The sequence below is a fragment of the Roseimaritima multifibrata genome (assembly GCF_007741495.1).
GTDB lineage: Bacteria > Planctomycetota > Planctomycetia > Pirellulales > Pirellulaceae > Roseimaritima > Roseimaritima multifibrata.
Map to the genome: position 1 here is coordinate 5,532,851 of NZ_CP036262.1, position 15,789 is coordinate 5,548,639.

The window sequence follows — 15,789 nt, forward strand, 5'->3', positions numbered from 1 at the left end:
TGCAGCCGTTGGCGGAACCTTACCCCTGGATGGGGAATGATCTGGTCATGCCTACTCCTTTTGGCTCCGGCACCTGTCGCCGTTGCCGCGAAACCTGTGGCCCCCAACATCATCGTGATCTATACCGATGACCAAGGATTTGGAGACGTCCGCTACCTCAACCCCAAGGCTAAATTTAAGACTCCGAATATGGACCGCATCGCCGCCGAAGGGATTGCGTTCACCAACGCCCATTCCAGCGACTCCGTCTGCACTCCGTCACGATACGGCCTGCTAACGGGCCGCTACAGCTGGCGCACGACGATGAAACAGGGCGTCATGGGCGCGGAAGGAAAATGCCTGATCCCCGACCAGCGAATGACGCTGGCGTCTCTGCTGCGTGATTCGGGTTACGACACAGCGATGGTCGGGAAATGGCATTTGGGAATGGATTTTCCGGGGACACCCGAAGACCGTGATTGGTCGCTTCCCGTCCAGGATATGCCGCTAGACAAGGGCTTTGATCATTTCTACGGCATCCCCGCCTCTCTCAATTATGGAATTTTGGCCTGGTTCGAAGGACGACATGCCGCGGTTCCTCCGCAGTTATGGACTGCAAAAAAACCGAATGCAAGGCACTCGGATTACCGAATCATGCCTCCCTACCAAGCGACAGCCGCCGAAACACGGCAGACGCTTGGCAAGCCCGGTTTCGAAGTCGCCGCCGACTTTATCGACAATCAATGTTTGACTCGGTTTACCGACAAAGCGATCGCTTGGCTTGATCAAACCACTCAGCCGACGGGAGAAACAGCTCCACAGGATTCCGAATCGCGCAAACCCTTTTTCCTCTACCTGCCGTTCACTTCGCCTCACTACCCGGTCTGTCCCTTGCCTGAATTCTGGGGTCAAGGCGAATGCGGCGGCTATGGAGAATTTGTGATTGAAACCGACCATCACATTGGCCGGATCTTGGACTACTTAGATCAAAAAAATCTTACTGAAGAGACGCTTGTGATCCTGACGAGCGACAATGGTCCGGAAAATTCGTGGAAAGGCCGGATCAAACAATTTCAACATCACAGCAACGGTCCTTACCGGGGCGGCAAACGGGACATCTACGAAGGAGGCCACCGGGTCCCGATGCTGATCCGGTGGCCTGCCGGAATCTCCAATCCGGGCCGCACCTGTGACGATCTGGTCGGACAAATCGATCTACTGGCGACCGTCGCAGAACTGATTGGCACCCCTTTGCCAGCGAACGCGGGCGAGGACAGCCACAGCTTCGCGTCGATTCTGACCGATCCTGACAAACCTCATGCCCGCGTACCTTTGATCAACCACGGAGTCAGTGGGCGGTTCGCGATCACCGACAAAAACTGGAAACTGGTTCAGGCTTCGAAACCTAATGGACAAGTCGAACTTTACGACCTTGCTTCCGACGAAGGCGAAACGAAAAACCTGATCGACTCGCATCCCCAGGTCGCCGAACAACTTCAGGAAAAACTGAATCGCATTATCTGTCAGGGTCGCTCGACCGCAGGCCCCGCTCAAGCGAACGACACCGGATACTGGAACCACTTGCACTGGATGTCCGCACAACAATACGACCTTCTCTCTCTTCCTGAATCACAAAGGTAATCACCATGCCGAAGCTCCCATCGATTCCCCTGACCCTTGGGGTGCTACTAGGTTTGCTTGGCTTCGCTCCCTCGGCGGTCATTGCCGAAACAGCTCGGCCAAACTTTTTGGTGATCGTGGTCGATGACCAATCTCCCTTTGACCTACAGCTCTATTCACCGGAATCGAAGCTGGAGACTCCTAATATTGATCAGCTTGCCGCCGCCGGTCTGACCTTCGATGGAGCTCATCAGATGGGATCTTGGTCGGGTGCCGTCTGCACGCCATCGCGGCATATGATCATGAGCGGACGGACCGTCTGGCATCTTCCAATGCCCCAAAAAAGGAACAAAAACAAAAAGGCATCCGAAGCTCCGCAACCGCCCAACATGGCACCGGCAAACCTTGCCGAAAACACGATGGCTGCGATCTTCAATCGCGCCGGTTACGACACGATGCGGACCTGCAAAAAAGGAAACAGTTACGCCGCGGCGAATGCCCAGTTCACCGTTGTCCGCGACGCGACCAAACGGGGCGGCACCGAGAAATCAGGAAGTGCGTGGCATGGGCAACAGGTTCTGGATTATTTGCAGGAACGCGAATCAAGCAAAGACGAAGACCCGTTCTTGATCTACTTCGGTTTCTCTCACCCGCACGATACCCGTGATGGGACTCCGGAACTGCTTGCCAAGTATGGAGCGACCAACCATAGCGATCGCAAAACACTGCCAGCGGCGAATCCTAAACAACCACCACTGCCGATCAACTACCTCGAATCCCATCCTTTCCCGCATGGTCACCCAGGCCTTCGAGACGAAGTCGCCGTCAGCGGAGTCTGGGAACGTCGTGACGAGCAAACCATCCGCAACGAGCTTGGCCGCGAATTCGCATGCAGCGAAAACATCGACATCCAAATCGGAAAAGTCCTCGATCGACTGCAGGCAATGGGACAATTGGACAACACTTACGTGATCTACACCTCCGATCACGGAATGGCCATCGGGCGTCACGGCCTGCAGGGGAAACAGAACCTCTATGAACATACATGGCGGGTCCCCTTCCTGATCAAAGGGCCTGGCATCCCCGCCGGACAACGGACGCTCGGCAACATTTACCTGTTGGACATCGTGCCAACGCTGTGTGACCTAGCCGGCATTGAAGCCCCGGAAACCGTCGAAGGCAAATCCTTTAAACCGATTCTCAACGGAGACCCCAACCCGATACGAGAAGTCCTCTACGGCGTTTACTGTGGCGGGACCAAACCGGGGATGCGGTGTGTCAAAAAAGGAGACTGGAAACTGATCAAATACGACACGCTCGATGGCGCCGTCCACGAGACTCAGCTGTTTAATCTGGCAGCGAATCCTCACGAGTATCTACCAGAACACAAACGCCAGGCCGCTCAAGAAACCGACCTGGCAGAAGCCCCTGAACACGCCGCCAAACGGAAAGAGATGGAAGCCCTTCTGCTTAGCGAAATGCAGCGTTTGGATGACCCGTATCGTCTATGGGATCAACCACAGTAAGGTGAGCAATGGCGAGGCGGTTCTAACAACCGGCACTCAAACGGAACCGGGTGCAAGGACCGCTTTGACGACTTCGCCGTGGTGCATTTTTTCGAAGGCGGTATGCCACTCTTCCAGAGGCCAGATACCACCGACGATCGGTTTTACATCTAATTGTCCACTCGCCAACAAAGCGAGGACGCGTTCCCAAATCGGCCAGTAGTGACTGAAGCTACCCTGCAGGGTGACGTTCTTTTGCACCAACGGGTCCAGATTAAAATTCAACGGTTGCGGCCCCCAGCCAACCTTGCTGATCCAGCCTCCGGGGCGAACCACCTGGAGAGCGATCTGCAGCGTCGCACTTGCTCCCGCGGCATCGATGACACCATCACACCCCAGTCCATCGCGATCTTTGCACCATTCTTCAGGCGAACCGATAATCGTTTCGCAGCCGTAAGACGCGGCGATCTTTAGGCGACCTTCATCCTGCGGCAAACCTGCCACGGCCACCTGAGCTCCACACAGCCGAGCCATTGCGGCGCACAGGATTCCGATCGTCCCTGGCCCCAACACCAAGACTCGGTCACCTGGTTCAATTCGGCCATTTTTGACGACCGCGTTAAAAGCGACACTGCAAGGTTCGGTCAGGCAAGCGATTTCTAAAGGCAATGCGTCGGGGACTTTATGCAGGATCCGCGAAGGGACTCGCACGAACCGTGTCATCGCTCCATCCACTCCATACCCAAACCCTTTGCGAGACGGATCGAGGTTGTAGCGGCCTTGGCGAGTCATCGGGCTATTAAGATCGATAACGGCAGCCGTTTCGCTAACGACTCGATCCCCTTCGTCCCAACCAACAACGCGTGATCCCACTTGCCGAATATGCCCGCTGAACTCATGCCCAAGAACAACCGGGTAATTTACCGGCCAGGAATGGTCCGCCGTCCACTGATGCAAATCGCTGCCACAGACGCCCACATTGGCAACTTCCAACAAGACATCTTCGTCACCGATCACAGGCGTTTCGATCTCGCGGATTTCGACGCTTCCAGCTTCTGGTGAATAGTTAACAACCGCGGGAGACAGCGTTTCAGGCATGGTGAGAATTCCTGACGGAGGAAGAAAGGGGCAGGGTAGGGGAGCCATTGTCGCCCTTTTGTTCGCCCAAAGAAAGGGAACCAAATTCGCCGCCCAGTAGGAACCAAACAAGACGCAGGCGTTGCCCGCTATGCGAATGTCTAGCCCGGAGGGTTGAGGGAGGATCGTTGCCGCGGAGGGCGTACAAATCGATGCAGACAGGTTTGGCGAATGTCGTGTTTCGCACCGCGAAAGCGTCGCTTTAAATGGCGTTGTCGATGCGTCGCTCCCCGCGAACGCAACTTTCGCAGAGCGAAAGGCGACACACGAATCGCTCCCGACAGGCCGGCAGCCCATCCTACGTTTTACCGGGACAGCTGGTCGCGTCCCTTACTGCACCGACTGGGCGTGGACGGCTTCGCAGATCATCCTTAGCGAAGATTCCAGGTCTCCGTCGGCCGTGCGGAAGGCATCTGCGTCGATGGTCAGCGGGGCCCCAAGAACGACTAGCGGCGCTCCGTGCTGCGGGCAGGCAATCGCTTGTTCGATGCTTAGCCCACCAACCGCTTGCACTGGAACCTTCACGGCATCGACAACCGCCCGCAACTGATCCAGCGGGCTTGGCATCGGTTGTCCAGCGGCTGCGATCCCACGGCGTTCATCGTAGCCGATGTGGTGGATAATAAAATCACAGCCCAGATCTTCCAGCCACTTGGCTCCGGCCACCATATCGGGACAGACCATATTGTCGCCCATCACTTGGCAACCGAAATCGGCGCCCGCTTTTACGACACACTTGATCGTTTCCGCGTGAGCTCGAGCCATCACGACGACGTGAGTGGCTCCTGCTTTGGCCATCATTTCGGCTTCTAAATAGCCACCGTCCATGGTCTTAAGATCGGCGACCAAAGGGACCCCGGGGAAGGCTCGTCGCAGTTCACGGACTCCGTGCAAACCTTCTGCAAGGATCAGTGGAGTCCCCGCTTCTAACCAATCCACGCCAGCCCGAATTGCCAATTCCGCGGTTTGCAAGGCTTCGTCGATATTGGTTAGATCAAGCGAAATCTGGACAATCGGTTTCATTATTCAAGGTGGGGGTTAACGGTAGAAAATTGAATACGGCCGGCCAGCATACCCGGAACTACAAGCGACAGTTCGCCATCGTGATTTCAAGGATGGCGGTAGCCCCTAACAGCTCCAGTTTTTCCATACAGGAGATCACGTCATCGCGGCGGACCATCGAGCGAACCGAGCACCACTGGGTGTCTTCCAGAGTCCCGATCGTTGGCGAGTTAAACCCGGGGGTGATTTTTTCAGCCGCCGCCAATTTTTCGCGAGGAACATTGTATTCCAGCAGCGAGTAATCACGAGCGATCGTAACCCCTTCTAAACGCCGAACGACCCTGTCGGCCGTTTCCTTGTCGCGGCAATTTGCATTTTGAATGAGGACCGTTTCGTAGTGTCCGATTTCATCCAGAATCCGCAGTCGATTGGCCGCCAGAGTGCTACCGGTTTCGACCAGATCGACAATCGCATCGGCCACCCCCAACTGAATCATCACCTCGACACTTCCCGAAAGGGAAACCAGATGTGCACTGGCATCGAATTTCTTCAAATAGTTGCGGGTCACGGTTGGAAAACTGGATGCGATCCGTTTGCCATTTAAATCAGCTGCGGTTTGATACGAGGAATCTTCCGGCACGCAGACGGCTAACCGACAACGTCCGACGCCCAGCGGCATTCGCACCGTCACATCAACGTCGGACTCATCGACCAGGTCGCTGCCGGTGATCCCCATATCGATAGCTCCTTCGGCACAGAGCGTCGGGATATCATCGGTTCGCAGAAAAGTCAGATCGATCGGCAGCCCACTCACGCGAGCGAACAGCCCTCGATTTTGGCGGCGGAACCGTAGTCCTGCCTGCTTCAGCAGATCCCCAGCCAGCTCGCTCAAGCGACCTTTGCTGGGAATCCCGATGCGCAGATTGCTTTGGGGGAGGGCAGGGGAATTCGAATCGGGCGATGGGCTGTTCATACCTAGTTATTATTCTTTCGTCTTTCGTTGGGCTTTTTCAACCAGCCCGGAAGTGCCTTCACGTCGTTCAAGTTCATCCGCGACTTCGCCAATATCGACGCCGCGCCAGGTCAACAGGACCATGGTGTGATAGATCAAATCGGCCGCTTCGTAGACAAAATGGGCACGTCCTTCGTCCCCCTCTTCGTCAGCCGCCTCGATCAATTCCTCGGCTTCTTCACGAATTTTGCCGCCGATTTTTTCAGCCCCACCATCCAGCAATTTGGTGGTGTAGGATTTCGGTGGCCGGTCGGCAGCTCGCTGCTGAAGCGTCTGCATCAAGCGGCGGAGGGCGGGAAGATCATCTGGAGTGGACATACCTACAGGTCCCCTTCAATGGGACCTTCTCCCTCAACATCGCCGCACCATTGCTGCAAGGCGGTGACAAGACAATCTCGTTCCTCACGATTTGCCCACAACGACTCGTCAGCCTCCAGCCGGACTTCATAGCGTCCTTCGCACATACAATCCTCTTCACCACAGAAGTGGGGCGTGTCAGAAACCCACACAATGCGGTAAAGAGGCAGATGCTTATCATCTACCAAGAACAGCGGTGACTCCATGGAATTGGACTCCATTGCAGTGAAGCACTGCATCAATTGAGTATTGAGTTACGAATTACCCATTTCGCGGCTGCGGGCAGCCGCCGTCCGAACCGCCTCGATCATGGCCGAACGGAGCCCATTTTGTTCCAATGCTGCCAAACCGGCAATGGTCGTGCCGCCGGGGCTGGCAACGGCATCCTTCAGAAGAGCCGGATGGTCGCCGGTTTGGGTGACCATCTGAGCCGCTCCGAGGACCGTCTGAGCGGCAAATTGCTGGGCTAGAGCTCTTGGCAGGCCGGCAGCGACGCCGCCATCGGCCAACGCTTCAATGATCATAAATATGTATGCCGGTCCTGATCCGCTAAGTCCGGTGACCGCATCCAGAGCCGATTCTTCGACTTGAGCGACGACTCCCACGGCCGCCAAAATCTGCTCGACCGTCTTCGCCTGGGCCTCGCTGACCTTGGGGCCACAAGAGAAAGCCGAAGCCCCGAACCCGACCAGACTAGGGGTATTGGGCATCACCCGGACGACCGATTTACTATCGAAAATCTTTTGCAGGGTCGCCAATTTGACTCCGGCAGCGACGGAAATCACCAATCGCCCGGCCCATGCCCCTGCAGCCGATTCGGCCACGCTGGGAAAAGTCCCCGGTTTAACCGCCACGATCACCGTCTCGGCCGACTCAACCGCTGCCTTCAAGGTCGCGGGATCGGCCTGTTCGACGCAAACGCCCAACTTGCTTTCGGTCCAAACCTGACACGATTCTGCCGTCCGGTTGATGACAGTGACCCGTGTTGATTCGATAACCCCCGCACGTATCATCCCTTCCACCAAGGCTCGGCCCATGCGGCCGCCCCCGACCAAAGTCAATTTACCGGCGATCGTTTTCATCTGTAAGAATCCTTTTAGAAAGTTCACGGAGAACCATCAGTAATTGACAGCAAGCCCGTCAAGCCCCTAGATTGATCGGTTTTTCCGCTTTTGAACAGTCCCTCGACAGGGACGACCAAATGGGTTTGTCTCGCGGGCAATGCCCACACCAAAAGCGTCCTGCATTTAAGTCAATGGAAACGTGGTCAACGTGCAAGAAGCCATTCAAAAAGCGAATACGTTGATCGAAGCGATGGGCTGGATCCGTCGCTTTCGAGGCAAAACGACCGTCATCAAGCTGGGCGGAAGCTTGCTTGAAAACGAGATCGCGTTGCAACACATCCTAGTCGACGTCATCTTCATGGAAACCGTTGGGATGCGTCCGGTGATCGTCCATGGCGGTGGCAAAGCGATTACGGCGGCGCTGGAAAAACAGGGAATTCAGCCGCAATTTGTGCAAGGCCGCCGAGTCACCGACGCTGCGACGCGGGACGTCGTCCGGACCGTTCTAGCAGGCGAATTGAACGAATACGTTACCCAGCAAATCGAATATTTGGGCGGACGCGGTATGAACCTTTCGGTCCATACGACAAACGTCCTGCATGGCAAACGCCTAATGCTGGACGATGAAGCAGGCGATTTAGGGTTCGTGGGTGAAGTGACTCGAGTCGATCGCCAAGTCATCGATGGGCTCTCCTATACCAACCAAGTCCCTGTCATTCCATCGATGTGTGTCGACGAAAACGACGGCGAACATCTGAATGTCAACGCGGATACCGCAGCGATGGCGGTCGCTCAGGCACTGGGAGCCGAAAAATTAATTTTCCTTAGCGACGTCAACGGCGTCCGGCGTGAAAAAGATAATCCCGATTCGATTATCAACTCATTGACCGCTGAGGAAGCTAGGCAACTGATCAAGGATGGTGCGATCGAAGGGGGCATGATCCCCAAAGTCGAAGCGTGCCTAGCCACACTCCAACGCGGGGTAGGCAAAGTGCATATCATTGATGGCAGCCTCAGACATTCGCTCTTGCTGGAAATTTATACGACCAGCGGAGTTGGCACCCAGTTGGTTCCTTAATCTAAATCAACTCTAAATCAGCCCCATCGAGCATGGCCAACAAACCGGAACACCGACCGCCGTTCCATCATTCTTGTGGCCTCTTAACCGCGTTCCTTTTTCCCTGTCCCCGAGTCATTAGATGGTTGCTTCAGAATCTGACCGATCTTCGCGGGAACTGGCACAGGCCTACGAGAGTGAACTGCTGGCCAGAACCGGCGGGAACCATGTGGTGTTCACCCCCTGCCGGGAAATGGCCATCGAATGGGCGATTGCTGCAGTCCGCCTCCGCTCGGCCGGCCAAAAATTCAAAATCATTACCTTCGTAGGGAATGAACTGGGGCAGACGCTTGCCTGTCATTCCGCGTCGGGATTTCCTGAATCCCAAGCCGACCTGGGGCCGCTGGTAGCCGGGTTCGTTCATTGCCCATGGGGCGACGCGTCTGCAGTCCGCGAAGCAATTGACGATCAGACCGCGGCGATCTTGATCCAGCCGATCCAAACGGCCAATGGCTTGCAGATGGCATCGACAGAATTCCTCCAAGAACTGCGCGAGATCGCCGACACAAACGGATTGTGGCTATTGAGCGATGAGAGCTCATTTCCATGGGGCGTCAGCGGAGCTCTCGATAGCCAGTCCTCATTTGGATTTGAACCACATGCAAGGATTCTGGCAGAAGGGCTTGCTGGCGAATTCCCTCTAGGAGTTGTGATCTGGCAGGACCAACTGCCGGATGCTTTGCAAACGCATCCCCTGCTGCAAACCCTGCCGGTCGCCGCGACCATCGCGACCGCAGGACAAACCGTTCTGAAAGATTTGAATGAGGAATCTTTACAGTCCGTTCAAGCGGTCGCAGCAATGTGCGAGCGAGCTTTGATTTCGCTGGTCGACGACTTTGAATTCGTCAAAGAAATTCGCCAACGAGGGATCCTGTTCGCCGTCGAAATGGACATTCCTGTCGAACCGCTTGTCGCCGAACTGAGCCAGCACGGCGAAGCGTTTCGAACCGCCGGTTCGCACACGCTCCGCATCCAACCTCCCTTTCAGATGACTTCCGAAGACCTGGAAAACTTGGTCGCGGATCTTCATCAAGTCCTACAGTCTGTCGAAAGAGCGGCTGATCCGACAGAGGAACCGGTCGCGGGACCTTAAATCGCATATGCTATCTGTTCGCGACCAGTGACCGCGGACCTTCACTGTCATCCTGTATCTACCTGGATTCCGAATCGACCCATGCGACACTTGCTGACCCTATTTGACTTGACACCCGCCGAAGTTCGTTCGATCCTGGCGACCGCAGTCCATCTGAAAAGCTTACTTGCCCAAGGAGAACGTCCTCCGATCCTTGCCGGGCAGACACTAGGCTTATTGTTTGAAAAACCAAGCCTCCGCACCCGCGTCAGTTTTGAAGCGGGAATCAACCAACTGGGTGGCGGAAGTTTGTTCCTTGGTGAAGACGTCGGCTGGGGCAAACGGGAATCACCTGCCGATTTCACTCGCGTCCTCGGCCAGTTCCTCGATGGAGTTGTATGCCGAGCGAAATCTCACTCACGTGTCGAAGAGCTTGCTCGGTATGACGCGATGCCGGTCATCAATGGCCTGACCGACCTCAGCCACCCCTGCCAAGCGTTGGCCGATATTTTGACGGTGGGAGAAGTCTTCAGCCAGTTGCCTGACAACCAATTTGATCTCGCCAGTCTGGCGGGTCGCGAAGTCCTGTTTGTCGGGGATGGCAATAATGTCGCCCGTTCACTCGCCTTGATCTGTGCGATCCTGGACATGCCCTTCACGCTCGCCTGTCCCAATGGATACGCCATCGACGACATCTGGATCGAACGGATCTCCAAAGCCTACCCCAAGGCAAAACTAAACCGGGTAGAACGTCCGGAAGATGCGATCGGCAGTGCCGATGTAATCTATACCGACGTCTGGACAAGCATGGGGCAGGAAGCCGAAGCGGCCGAACGCCGACAGATATTTGCACCTTATCGAATCGACGAAAAATTGCTGGCAGCGGCTCCCAAGACAGCCTGTGTGCTGCACTGTTTACCGGCCATTCGCGGTGAAGAAATCACGCAAGAAGTGATCGATGGCGATCAGAGCCAGATCATTCGTCAAGCCGGCAATCGCATGCATGCGCAAAAAGGCTTGCTCGTTTGGTTGATGGCCCCTGAATGGGTCGAAGCAAACATTAGCTAGGCAAGCGAGTAGCTTTTTAGCTTGCGGCGTCCAACGTTTAGCGGAACGGCGCATGCTCAATGCCAGCTACCTTGGCATCTGCGGGCGGATTCCCTTGCCGGATCGTCGCAAGTCGACCGGCAAATTCATTGTGTTTTCTAGGCGGATCGCCGGAAGGTTCGCGCCGTTCCGCTAAGAAAGTCGATGGCGTCGAGCTTGCAGCGTCCGGTGGGGCACGGCCCTATATTCTCGCGACAAAAGACTATGGCCGAACCAATGTCGCCATCAGGTAACTTCGCAGGCTTGCGATGACCCGATCGGTGCAGGCGGTTAATTCTCGCATGCGTCGGTCACGACCTCGAACCGGTCGCAACTGAGCATCGATCACCGTGGATGTCTGCAGACCGCCCGAAGCCGAACGTTTGGTGTGTTCCTCCGACAATTGAACGGTCAAGTCGAAATCGATTCGTTGATCGACGCGGCGTCGACCGCCGAAGGAAAACATCACGCTCATGCGAATGCTGACTTTGCTTTCGTTAACATCTTGGATCGTTGCTTGATGATCCGCGATAAACCCGCGTAACTTTTCGATCGCCAGGTCGGCAGGAACAGGGGTAATCATGCGGACTTCGGTATTGCCAACGTCCCCTCCTTCGAACCACGACAACCAACTGCTCAAGCGACCAGTTTTTCCGCTAGCCGTTTCCGGGTCACTGCTTCGTCCAGCACCAAGCTGAACAACTTGGTTACGTCCACCGTCCTTGGCCTTCAACAAAGCTCGGTCGGCTCGCGCCAATAAGGTTTCTGGCGAATCGCCGGCTTGGTATTCGGTGACTCCAAAACTAGCGGTCATGTTTTTGCGGTTCAAAGAATCAATCGGGGTGTTTTCGATCGCCGCTCGAATCTGTTCAGCTCGTTGGGTCGCTGCAGGGTTATCGCTGCCTGGGCTGAGGACGACAAACTCTTCTCCGCCGTAGCGACAAACCAAGTCTCCCTCCATCGTGCAGGCTTTTAAGACTTCCGCAAAACAGACCAATGCTTCATCACCAGCCTGATGCCCATGCACATCATTGATCCGCTTAAAGTGGTCGATGTCACAAATAATCAGACTGAACGTCGCTCCCGAATTGGTTGCAAGGTCGGTTAATTCGATCAATGCACGGTCGAACTGCCCGCGATTGTCAACTCGAGTTAGTGAATCCTTCGTCGCCTGTTCGTGTAAGTCGACCAGTCGCTCTTCCAAATTTGCTTGACGTGAAGCGTCATGAAAAACGGCCATCGCCCCGTACGTTTCGGAGACTCCGGACGTCACCGCCGACACATGAACATGCACTGGAATCTCGGTTCCATCTGCAACTCGCATCAGCATCTGCCGACTGCTGTACATCCCACTTTTTAAGCTTTGCAAAAGCGGGCATTGCGTTTCCGTAACCAGTTGATTCTGACTGTCACACAGCCCCACAAGATCGGGGGTCCAAAGATGATTGATGGCCGCCTCGGCACCCACACCCGACATCCGCTCGAGCGCCCGATTCCATTCGACGACATTTCCCTCTTTATCGATAAAGACGACGCCATCGTGCATATGATCGAAAAGCTGGCGATGGAACAGTTGGTACTGTGATTCAGCCTCATCCCCGGCCAATGAAACCGAGGATGCTCTTCCTGCGGTCGACCATGGGCGGGCATCGCGTTTGTCTTTTAACTGTCGCAGCCAACGAGTCATCACTTGTCCCTGCAACTTGGCAGGGTGGCTTTCTAACATGCGGCAATAATCATGAACCAATTCACCATCAAACTGAGTCCCCGAACCTTCAAGCAGTTCTGTGAGGGCTCGTTCGCGACTGATCGCAGGCCGATAAACATGGTCGGTCGTCATCGAATCAAAGGCCCCCACGATCGACAGCATCCGAGCTCCCAACGGTAACGCATCGCGCTGCGGCCCATCATCGCTGCGCCGACTGTCGTACCAAGTATGCCCGTATCGAACGATCCCGAGGATTTCGGCATCGTCGGTGCAGCCTTCCAGAATTTCACATCCCAGCCGAGGATAGAGGTCCATCGCCAACTGTTCGCGAACGGACAACTTACCTGGCTTGCGAAGCACGCTGTCGGGAATCCCGATCTTGCCAATATCGTGCAAGAGTGCAGCGACCTCGATTCGGTCGCGTACTTCGGGCGCCACCCCCATCCATTCAGCCCAAGCTGAACAGCCGACTGCGACGCGCAAGCTGTGGGCTGCGGTCGGTGGATGTTTGGTCCGCAAAGCGTAATAGAGAGCCGTAGCAATCCCCAGTCGCACCATCGCCAACTGGTTTTCAAATTCCATCTCAGGAGCCGAAGAGGCTTCACCGGTCAGCGAATCCGCAGCCGCCAAGGAGCCTAAATCTGCTAGCAAATCGGGGATAACCGTCGTTTCCGAAGCCGTGAACTCGAGTTGTTCTTTTGTAATTTCAGGCATGCCAAGGAACCATCAAACGCGGATTTAGCAGAAATATCTAGAAGTCGAACATGTCGTGGAAACGTAAGTCACAGTTACGTCCTGAGCAATCAAACACTGCAAAAACAGAGCTACAATCCGAACTCCGGTCTGTTCCCCAGTGGCCCAAAGTCGGGTGATGCCGTTTAACCGGAAGATGCGGGTTGATGTTGCCTTCAGGGCAGCCGCTCATCTACTCTTCGGCCTGAATTCAGATGGCTACCAGAAACCTTGGCGGTGACATGTCTCACGACCGGCGTCCTCAACTTGCCCAGCGGCGACGACGGGTGATTTATGCGCACGGCGTCGGCACAGAAACCTCTCAGTCTCCAGCCGCTTTCGCCGCTGCTCGAGAAGCTCGCCGGCCTGTGGCCCCCTATGGATCGCGAGTCCAACGGCGGTTGAGAGCACGTTGGTTTGGCCTCGTACCGGTTCGCCGCCGCACGATGTCCGCGGTGATTGTGACGGTTTTGTCCACGATCCTTCTGCTGACGCTGGCTCATTGGTTCGCGATTCGCTGGCCACCATTGGCTTATGCCCCCGATCTATCGCGACCACTACGACTGGATCACGCGGACAGTTTTGGCACTTGGCTGCGAACCATCCTCTGCCTGAGCGGGGCAGGAGCCGCCCTACTGATCTACCAATTGCGTCGCCACCGGAGCGATGACTACGAAGGCCGGTACCGAATATGGCGGCCGGTCATTCTCCTGATGGTGATCGCCAGTATTCAAGCGGTGACCGGATTCATCGACTGGGCAGGATTCCTAATCGATGCCGCGTTGGGCGAACGAAAAGCTCTCGCAGGTGGCGATTGGATGCGGTTGATCATGGCTGTCGGAGGTGCCGCCCTGGGGCTCCGTTTAATCGCCGAAGTCTGGCAAAGTCGACTGGCAACTCCGGCACTCATCGCTGGCCTGTTGTCGCTGGCCTATCCAGCAGCCGTCCACTGGAAATTGATGACCGTGGAATCCCCGCTGGCAGCCACATTTTATAGTGCAGCCCCCCTTCTTGGTTGGGCAGGGATCTGGATTGCGCTGGTGGCCTACCTCCGTTTGTTATACCGCGAAGTCCGACGTATCGATGAGAACGATCATCTAGGGGACCGACTGCGGCAATGGAACGTCGTTCGTTACTGGAATGCCGAGCAAGACGAAACCGACGAACAAGAAACAAAAGAACCCGCAGCGAAAACCAGCCGCCGCGCCGCAGCCAAAGCCAAAACGCCAACGCCAACGCCAAAACCTGCAGCAACCGTCAAAGCAGCCCCAGAAAAATCACGCCGCACCGCGACCCGCCCGGCGGCCGATAAAGATGCCGATCTTGACGACGATTCGGAAACGACCAGCGAAACCGAAAAACCACGCCGCCGTTGGCTGGGGCTTCGCAAACCTGCCGTCGCCAAATCCGAATCGCCTCAATCCGAGGACAAACCGTCCACCGCTAGCGAGCCCGAATCCGGCGACACCAAATCGGAAAAAAGCACTGCCAAACGAAGCTGGCTTGGACGAAAGAAAGCTGCACAGGACGCCTCCGAAGTAGACGCACAAACCGGTGACGCTGAATCAGAATCCGACGCAGCGAAACGAAGCTGGTTCAAACGCAAGAAGGCTGTTTCCGAAGAAACCGAAACGGAGCCAAATCCCGCGTCAAAGCGAACGGTCGCAGCTAAACACACAGACTCCGACGCGTCCGAGAATACCGACCACGCGGAAGACGAGGACGCCCCAGCCAAAACCAAACGAGGTTGGTTCCGACGCGGTAAAGCCGATGCAAATACAGAAAACGAAAGCACCGCCGACGCTGCGAACCAAAATGCCTCGGACGACGCAACCTCCGAAGACGAAGACAAACCAAAGAAGAAGTCATGGCTCTCCAAACTGTCCCTCCGTTTACCTCCCGGCGGGAAGAGCAACGAATCGGACGATGGAGACGACCAAGACTCCGCTTCCAAGCAGCCACAGCCGAATGATAACGATTCCTCACAAGAGGAAAGCGAAGAGTACATCGACCCAGACTCCATCGACTGGGACTCACTGAACAAGGCGGAACGAAGACGCCTAAAGCGGCAACTGAAACGGCAATCCAACGCCGCGTGATCCGTAAGAGCATGGCCGCAAGTTCAAATTCCTAGCGGAAGGGCGCGAGCCATTCCGCTAGGAAACCACTCTGCAAAAAGGGCCGGACGGCTTGCGCCATTCTGCTAAGAAGGTGCTCGCAAATTCAAATTCTTAGCGGAAGGACGCGAGCCCTCCGGCCCGCAAACCACTCTGCAAAAGGGCCGGACGGCTTGCGCCGTGCCGCTAAGAAGGTGCTCGCAAGTTCAAATTCTTAGCGGCAGGGCGCGAGCCCTCCGGCCCGAAAACCACTCTGCAAAAAGGGCCGGACGGCTTGCGCC

The 15,789-nt window shown here is 55.9% G+C and carries 13 protein-coding genes; 6 read left to right on the top strand and 7 right to left on the bottom strand.

Features of this window, described 5'->3' with window-relative positions:
- Nucleotides 1-36 precede the first annotated feature (36 nt).
- Together FF011L_RS20085 and FF011L_RS20090 are read left to right on the top strand one after the other, a co-directional pair.
- Nucleotides 37-1,620: a sulfatase family protein gene (locus FF011L_RS20085; RefSeq protein WP_145353669.1), complete on the top strand. Its 1,584-nt coding sequence runs from the start codon at nt 37-39 to the stop codon at nt 1,618-1,620.
- A gap of 5 nt (nt 1,621-1,625) precedes the next feature.
- The gene (locus FF011L_RS20090; RefSeq protein ID WP_145353671.1) at nt 1,626-3,125 is read left to right on the top strand and encodes a sulfatase-like hydrolase/transferase; all 1,500 of its coding nucleotides are present in this window, start codon (nt 1,626-1,628) and stop codon (nt 3,123-3,125) included.
- Nucleotides 3,126-3,161: 36 nt separating this feature from the next.
- On the opposite strand, the gene FF011L_RS20095 is transcribed toward FF011L_RS20090, so the two are convergent.
- The 6 genes from FF011L_RS20095 to proC form a co-directional block, all read right to left on the bottom strand.
- Nucleotides 3,162-4,202: a zinc-binding dehydrogenase gene (locus FF011L_RS20095; protein WP_145353672.1), complete on the bottom strand. Its 1,041-nt coding sequence runs from the start codon at nt 4,200-4,202 to the stop codon at nt 3,162-3,164.
- A 369-nt stretch (nt 4,203-4,571) separates the two neighbouring features.
- On the bottom strand, nt 4,572-5,264 hold the full coding sequence (locus FF011L_RS20100; RefSeq protein WP_145353674.1) for an orotidine 5'-phosphate decarboxylase / HUMPS family protein: 693 nt from the start codon (nt 5,262-5,264) through the stop codon (nt 4,572-4,574).
- 58 nt (nt 5,265-5,322) lie between these two features.
- Entirely contained in the window at nt 5,323-6,216 is an 894-nt protein-coding gene (gene hisG, locus FF011L_RS20105; protein ID WP_145353676.1) for an ATP phosphoribosyltransferase, read from the bottom strand.
- A gap of 9 nt (nt 6,217-6,225) precedes the next feature.
- Complete coding sequence (locus FF011L_RS20110; protein ID WP_145353678.1) at nt 6,226-6,573, bottom strand: phosphoribosyl-ATP diphosphatase; 348 nt, start codon at nt 6,571-6,573, stop codon at nt 6,226-6,228.
- A gap of 2 nt (nt 6,574-6,575) precedes the next feature.
- Nucleotides 6,576-6,851 carry a hypothetical protein gene (locus FF011L_RS20115; protein ID WP_246109531.1) on the bottom strand — a complete coding sequence of 92 codons (276 nt, stop codon included), beginning with the start codon at nt 6,849-6,851 and terminating at the stop codon, nt 6,576-6,578.
- A 15-nt stretch (nt 6,852-6,866) separates the two neighbouring features.
- On the bottom strand, nt 6,867-7,694 hold the full coding sequence (gene proC, locus FF011L_RS20120) for a pyrroline-5-carboxylate reductase (RefSeq protein ID WP_145353682.1): 828 nt from the start codon (nt 7,692-7,694) through the stop codon (nt 6,867-6,869).
- A gap of 190 nt (nt 7,695-7,884) precedes the next feature.
- On the opposite strand from proC, the gene argB reads away from it, so the two are divergent.
- The 3 genes from argB (at nt 7,885) to argF (ending at nt 10,933) form a co-directional block, all read left to right on the top strand.
- Nucleotides 7,885-8,754 (top strand): acetylglutamate kinase, encoded by an 870-nt coding sequence (gene argB / locus FF011L_RS20125; RefSeq protein ID WP_145355667.1) that lies wholly within the window; start codon nt 7,885-7,887, stop codon nt 8,752-8,754.
- A 121-nt stretch (nt 8,755-8,875) separates the two neighbouring features.
- Entirely contained in the window at nt 8,876-9,886 is a 1,011-nt protein-coding gene (locus FF011L_RS20130; protein ID WP_145353683.1) for an aminotransferase class III-fold pyridoxal phosphate-dependent enzyme, read from the top strand.
- Nucleotides 9,887-9,967: 81 nt separating this feature from the next.
- Nucleotides 9,968-10,933, top strand: a complete 966-nt coding sequence (gene argF, locus FF011L_RS20135) for an ornithine carbamoyltransferase (protein ID WP_145353685.1) — start codon at nt 9,968-9,970, stop codon at nt 10,931-10,933.
- 241 nt (nt 10,934-11,174) lie between these two features.
- On the opposite strand, the gene FF011L_RS20140 is transcribed toward argF, so the two are convergent.
- Entirely contained in the window at nt 11,175-13,373 is a 2,199-nt protein-coding gene (locus tag FF011L_RS20140) for a diguanylate cyclase (RefSeq protein WP_145353687.1), read from the bottom strand.
- A gap of 233 nt (nt 13,374-13,606) precedes the next feature.
- Between FF011L_RS20140 and FF011L_RS20145 the strand changes: the two genes are divergently transcribed.
- Nucleotides 13,607-15,490: a hypothetical protein gene (locus FF011L_RS20145; RefSeq protein ID WP_145353689.1), complete on the top strand. Its 1,884-nt coding sequence runs from the start codon at nt 13,607-13,609 to the stop codon at nt 15,488-15,490.
- Nucleotides 15,491-15,789: the final 299 nt, after the last annotated feature.

What these genes read in the sequence shown, in the direction of transcription:
- FF011L_RS20085 (WP_145353669.1), top strand. Translation starts at nt 37, where the DNA reads ATGATCTGGTCATGCCTACTCCTTTTGGCTCCGGCACCTGTCGCCGTT.
- FF011L_RS20090 (WP_145353671.1), top strand. Translation starts at nt 1,626, where the DNA reads ATGCCGAAGCTCCCATCGATTCCCCTGACCCTTGGGGTGCTACTAGGT.
- FF011L_RS20095 (WP_145353672.1), bottom strand. Translation starts at nt 4,202, where the DNA reads ATGCCTGAAACGCTGTCTCCCGCGGTTGTTAACTATTCACCAGAAGCT.
- FF011L_RS20100 (WP_145353674.1), bottom strand. Translation starts at nt 5,264, where the DNA reads ATGAAACCGATTGTCCAGATTTCGCTTGATCTAACCAATATCGACGAA.
- hisG (WP_145353676.1), bottom strand. Translation starts at nt 6,216, where the DNA reads ATGAACAGCCCATCGCCCGATTCGAATTCCCCTGCCCTCCCCCAAAGC.
- FF011L_RS20110 (WP_145353678.1), bottom strand. Translation starts at nt 6,573, where the DNA reads ATGTCCACTCCAGATGATCTTCCCGCCCTCCGCCGCTTGATGCAGACG.
- FF011L_RS20115 (WP_246109531.1), bottom strand. Translation starts at nt 6,851, where the DNA reads ATGCAGTGCTTCACTGCAATGGAGTCCAATTCCATGGAGTCACCGCTG.
- proC (WP_145353682.1), bottom strand. Translation starts at nt 7,694, where the DNA reads ATGAAAACGATCGCCGGTAAATTGACTTTGGTCGGGGGCGGCCGCATG.
- FF011L_RS20130 (WP_145353683.1), top strand. Translation starts at nt 8,876, where the DNA reads ATGGTTGCTTCAGAATCTGACCGATCTTCGCGGGAACTGGCACAGGCC.
- argF (WP_145353685.1), top strand. Translation starts at nt 9,968, where the DNA reads ATGCGACACTTGCTGACCCTATTTGACTTGACACCCGCCGAAGTTCGT.
- FF011L_RS20140 (WP_145353687.1), bottom strand. Translation starts at nt 13,373, where the DNA reads ATGCCTGAAATTACAAAAGAACAACTCGAGTTCACGGCTTCGGAAACG.
- FF011L_RS20145 (WP_145353689.1), top strand. Translation starts at nt 13,607, where the DNA reads ATGGCTACCAGAAACCTTGGCGGTGACATGTCTCACGACCGGCGTCCT.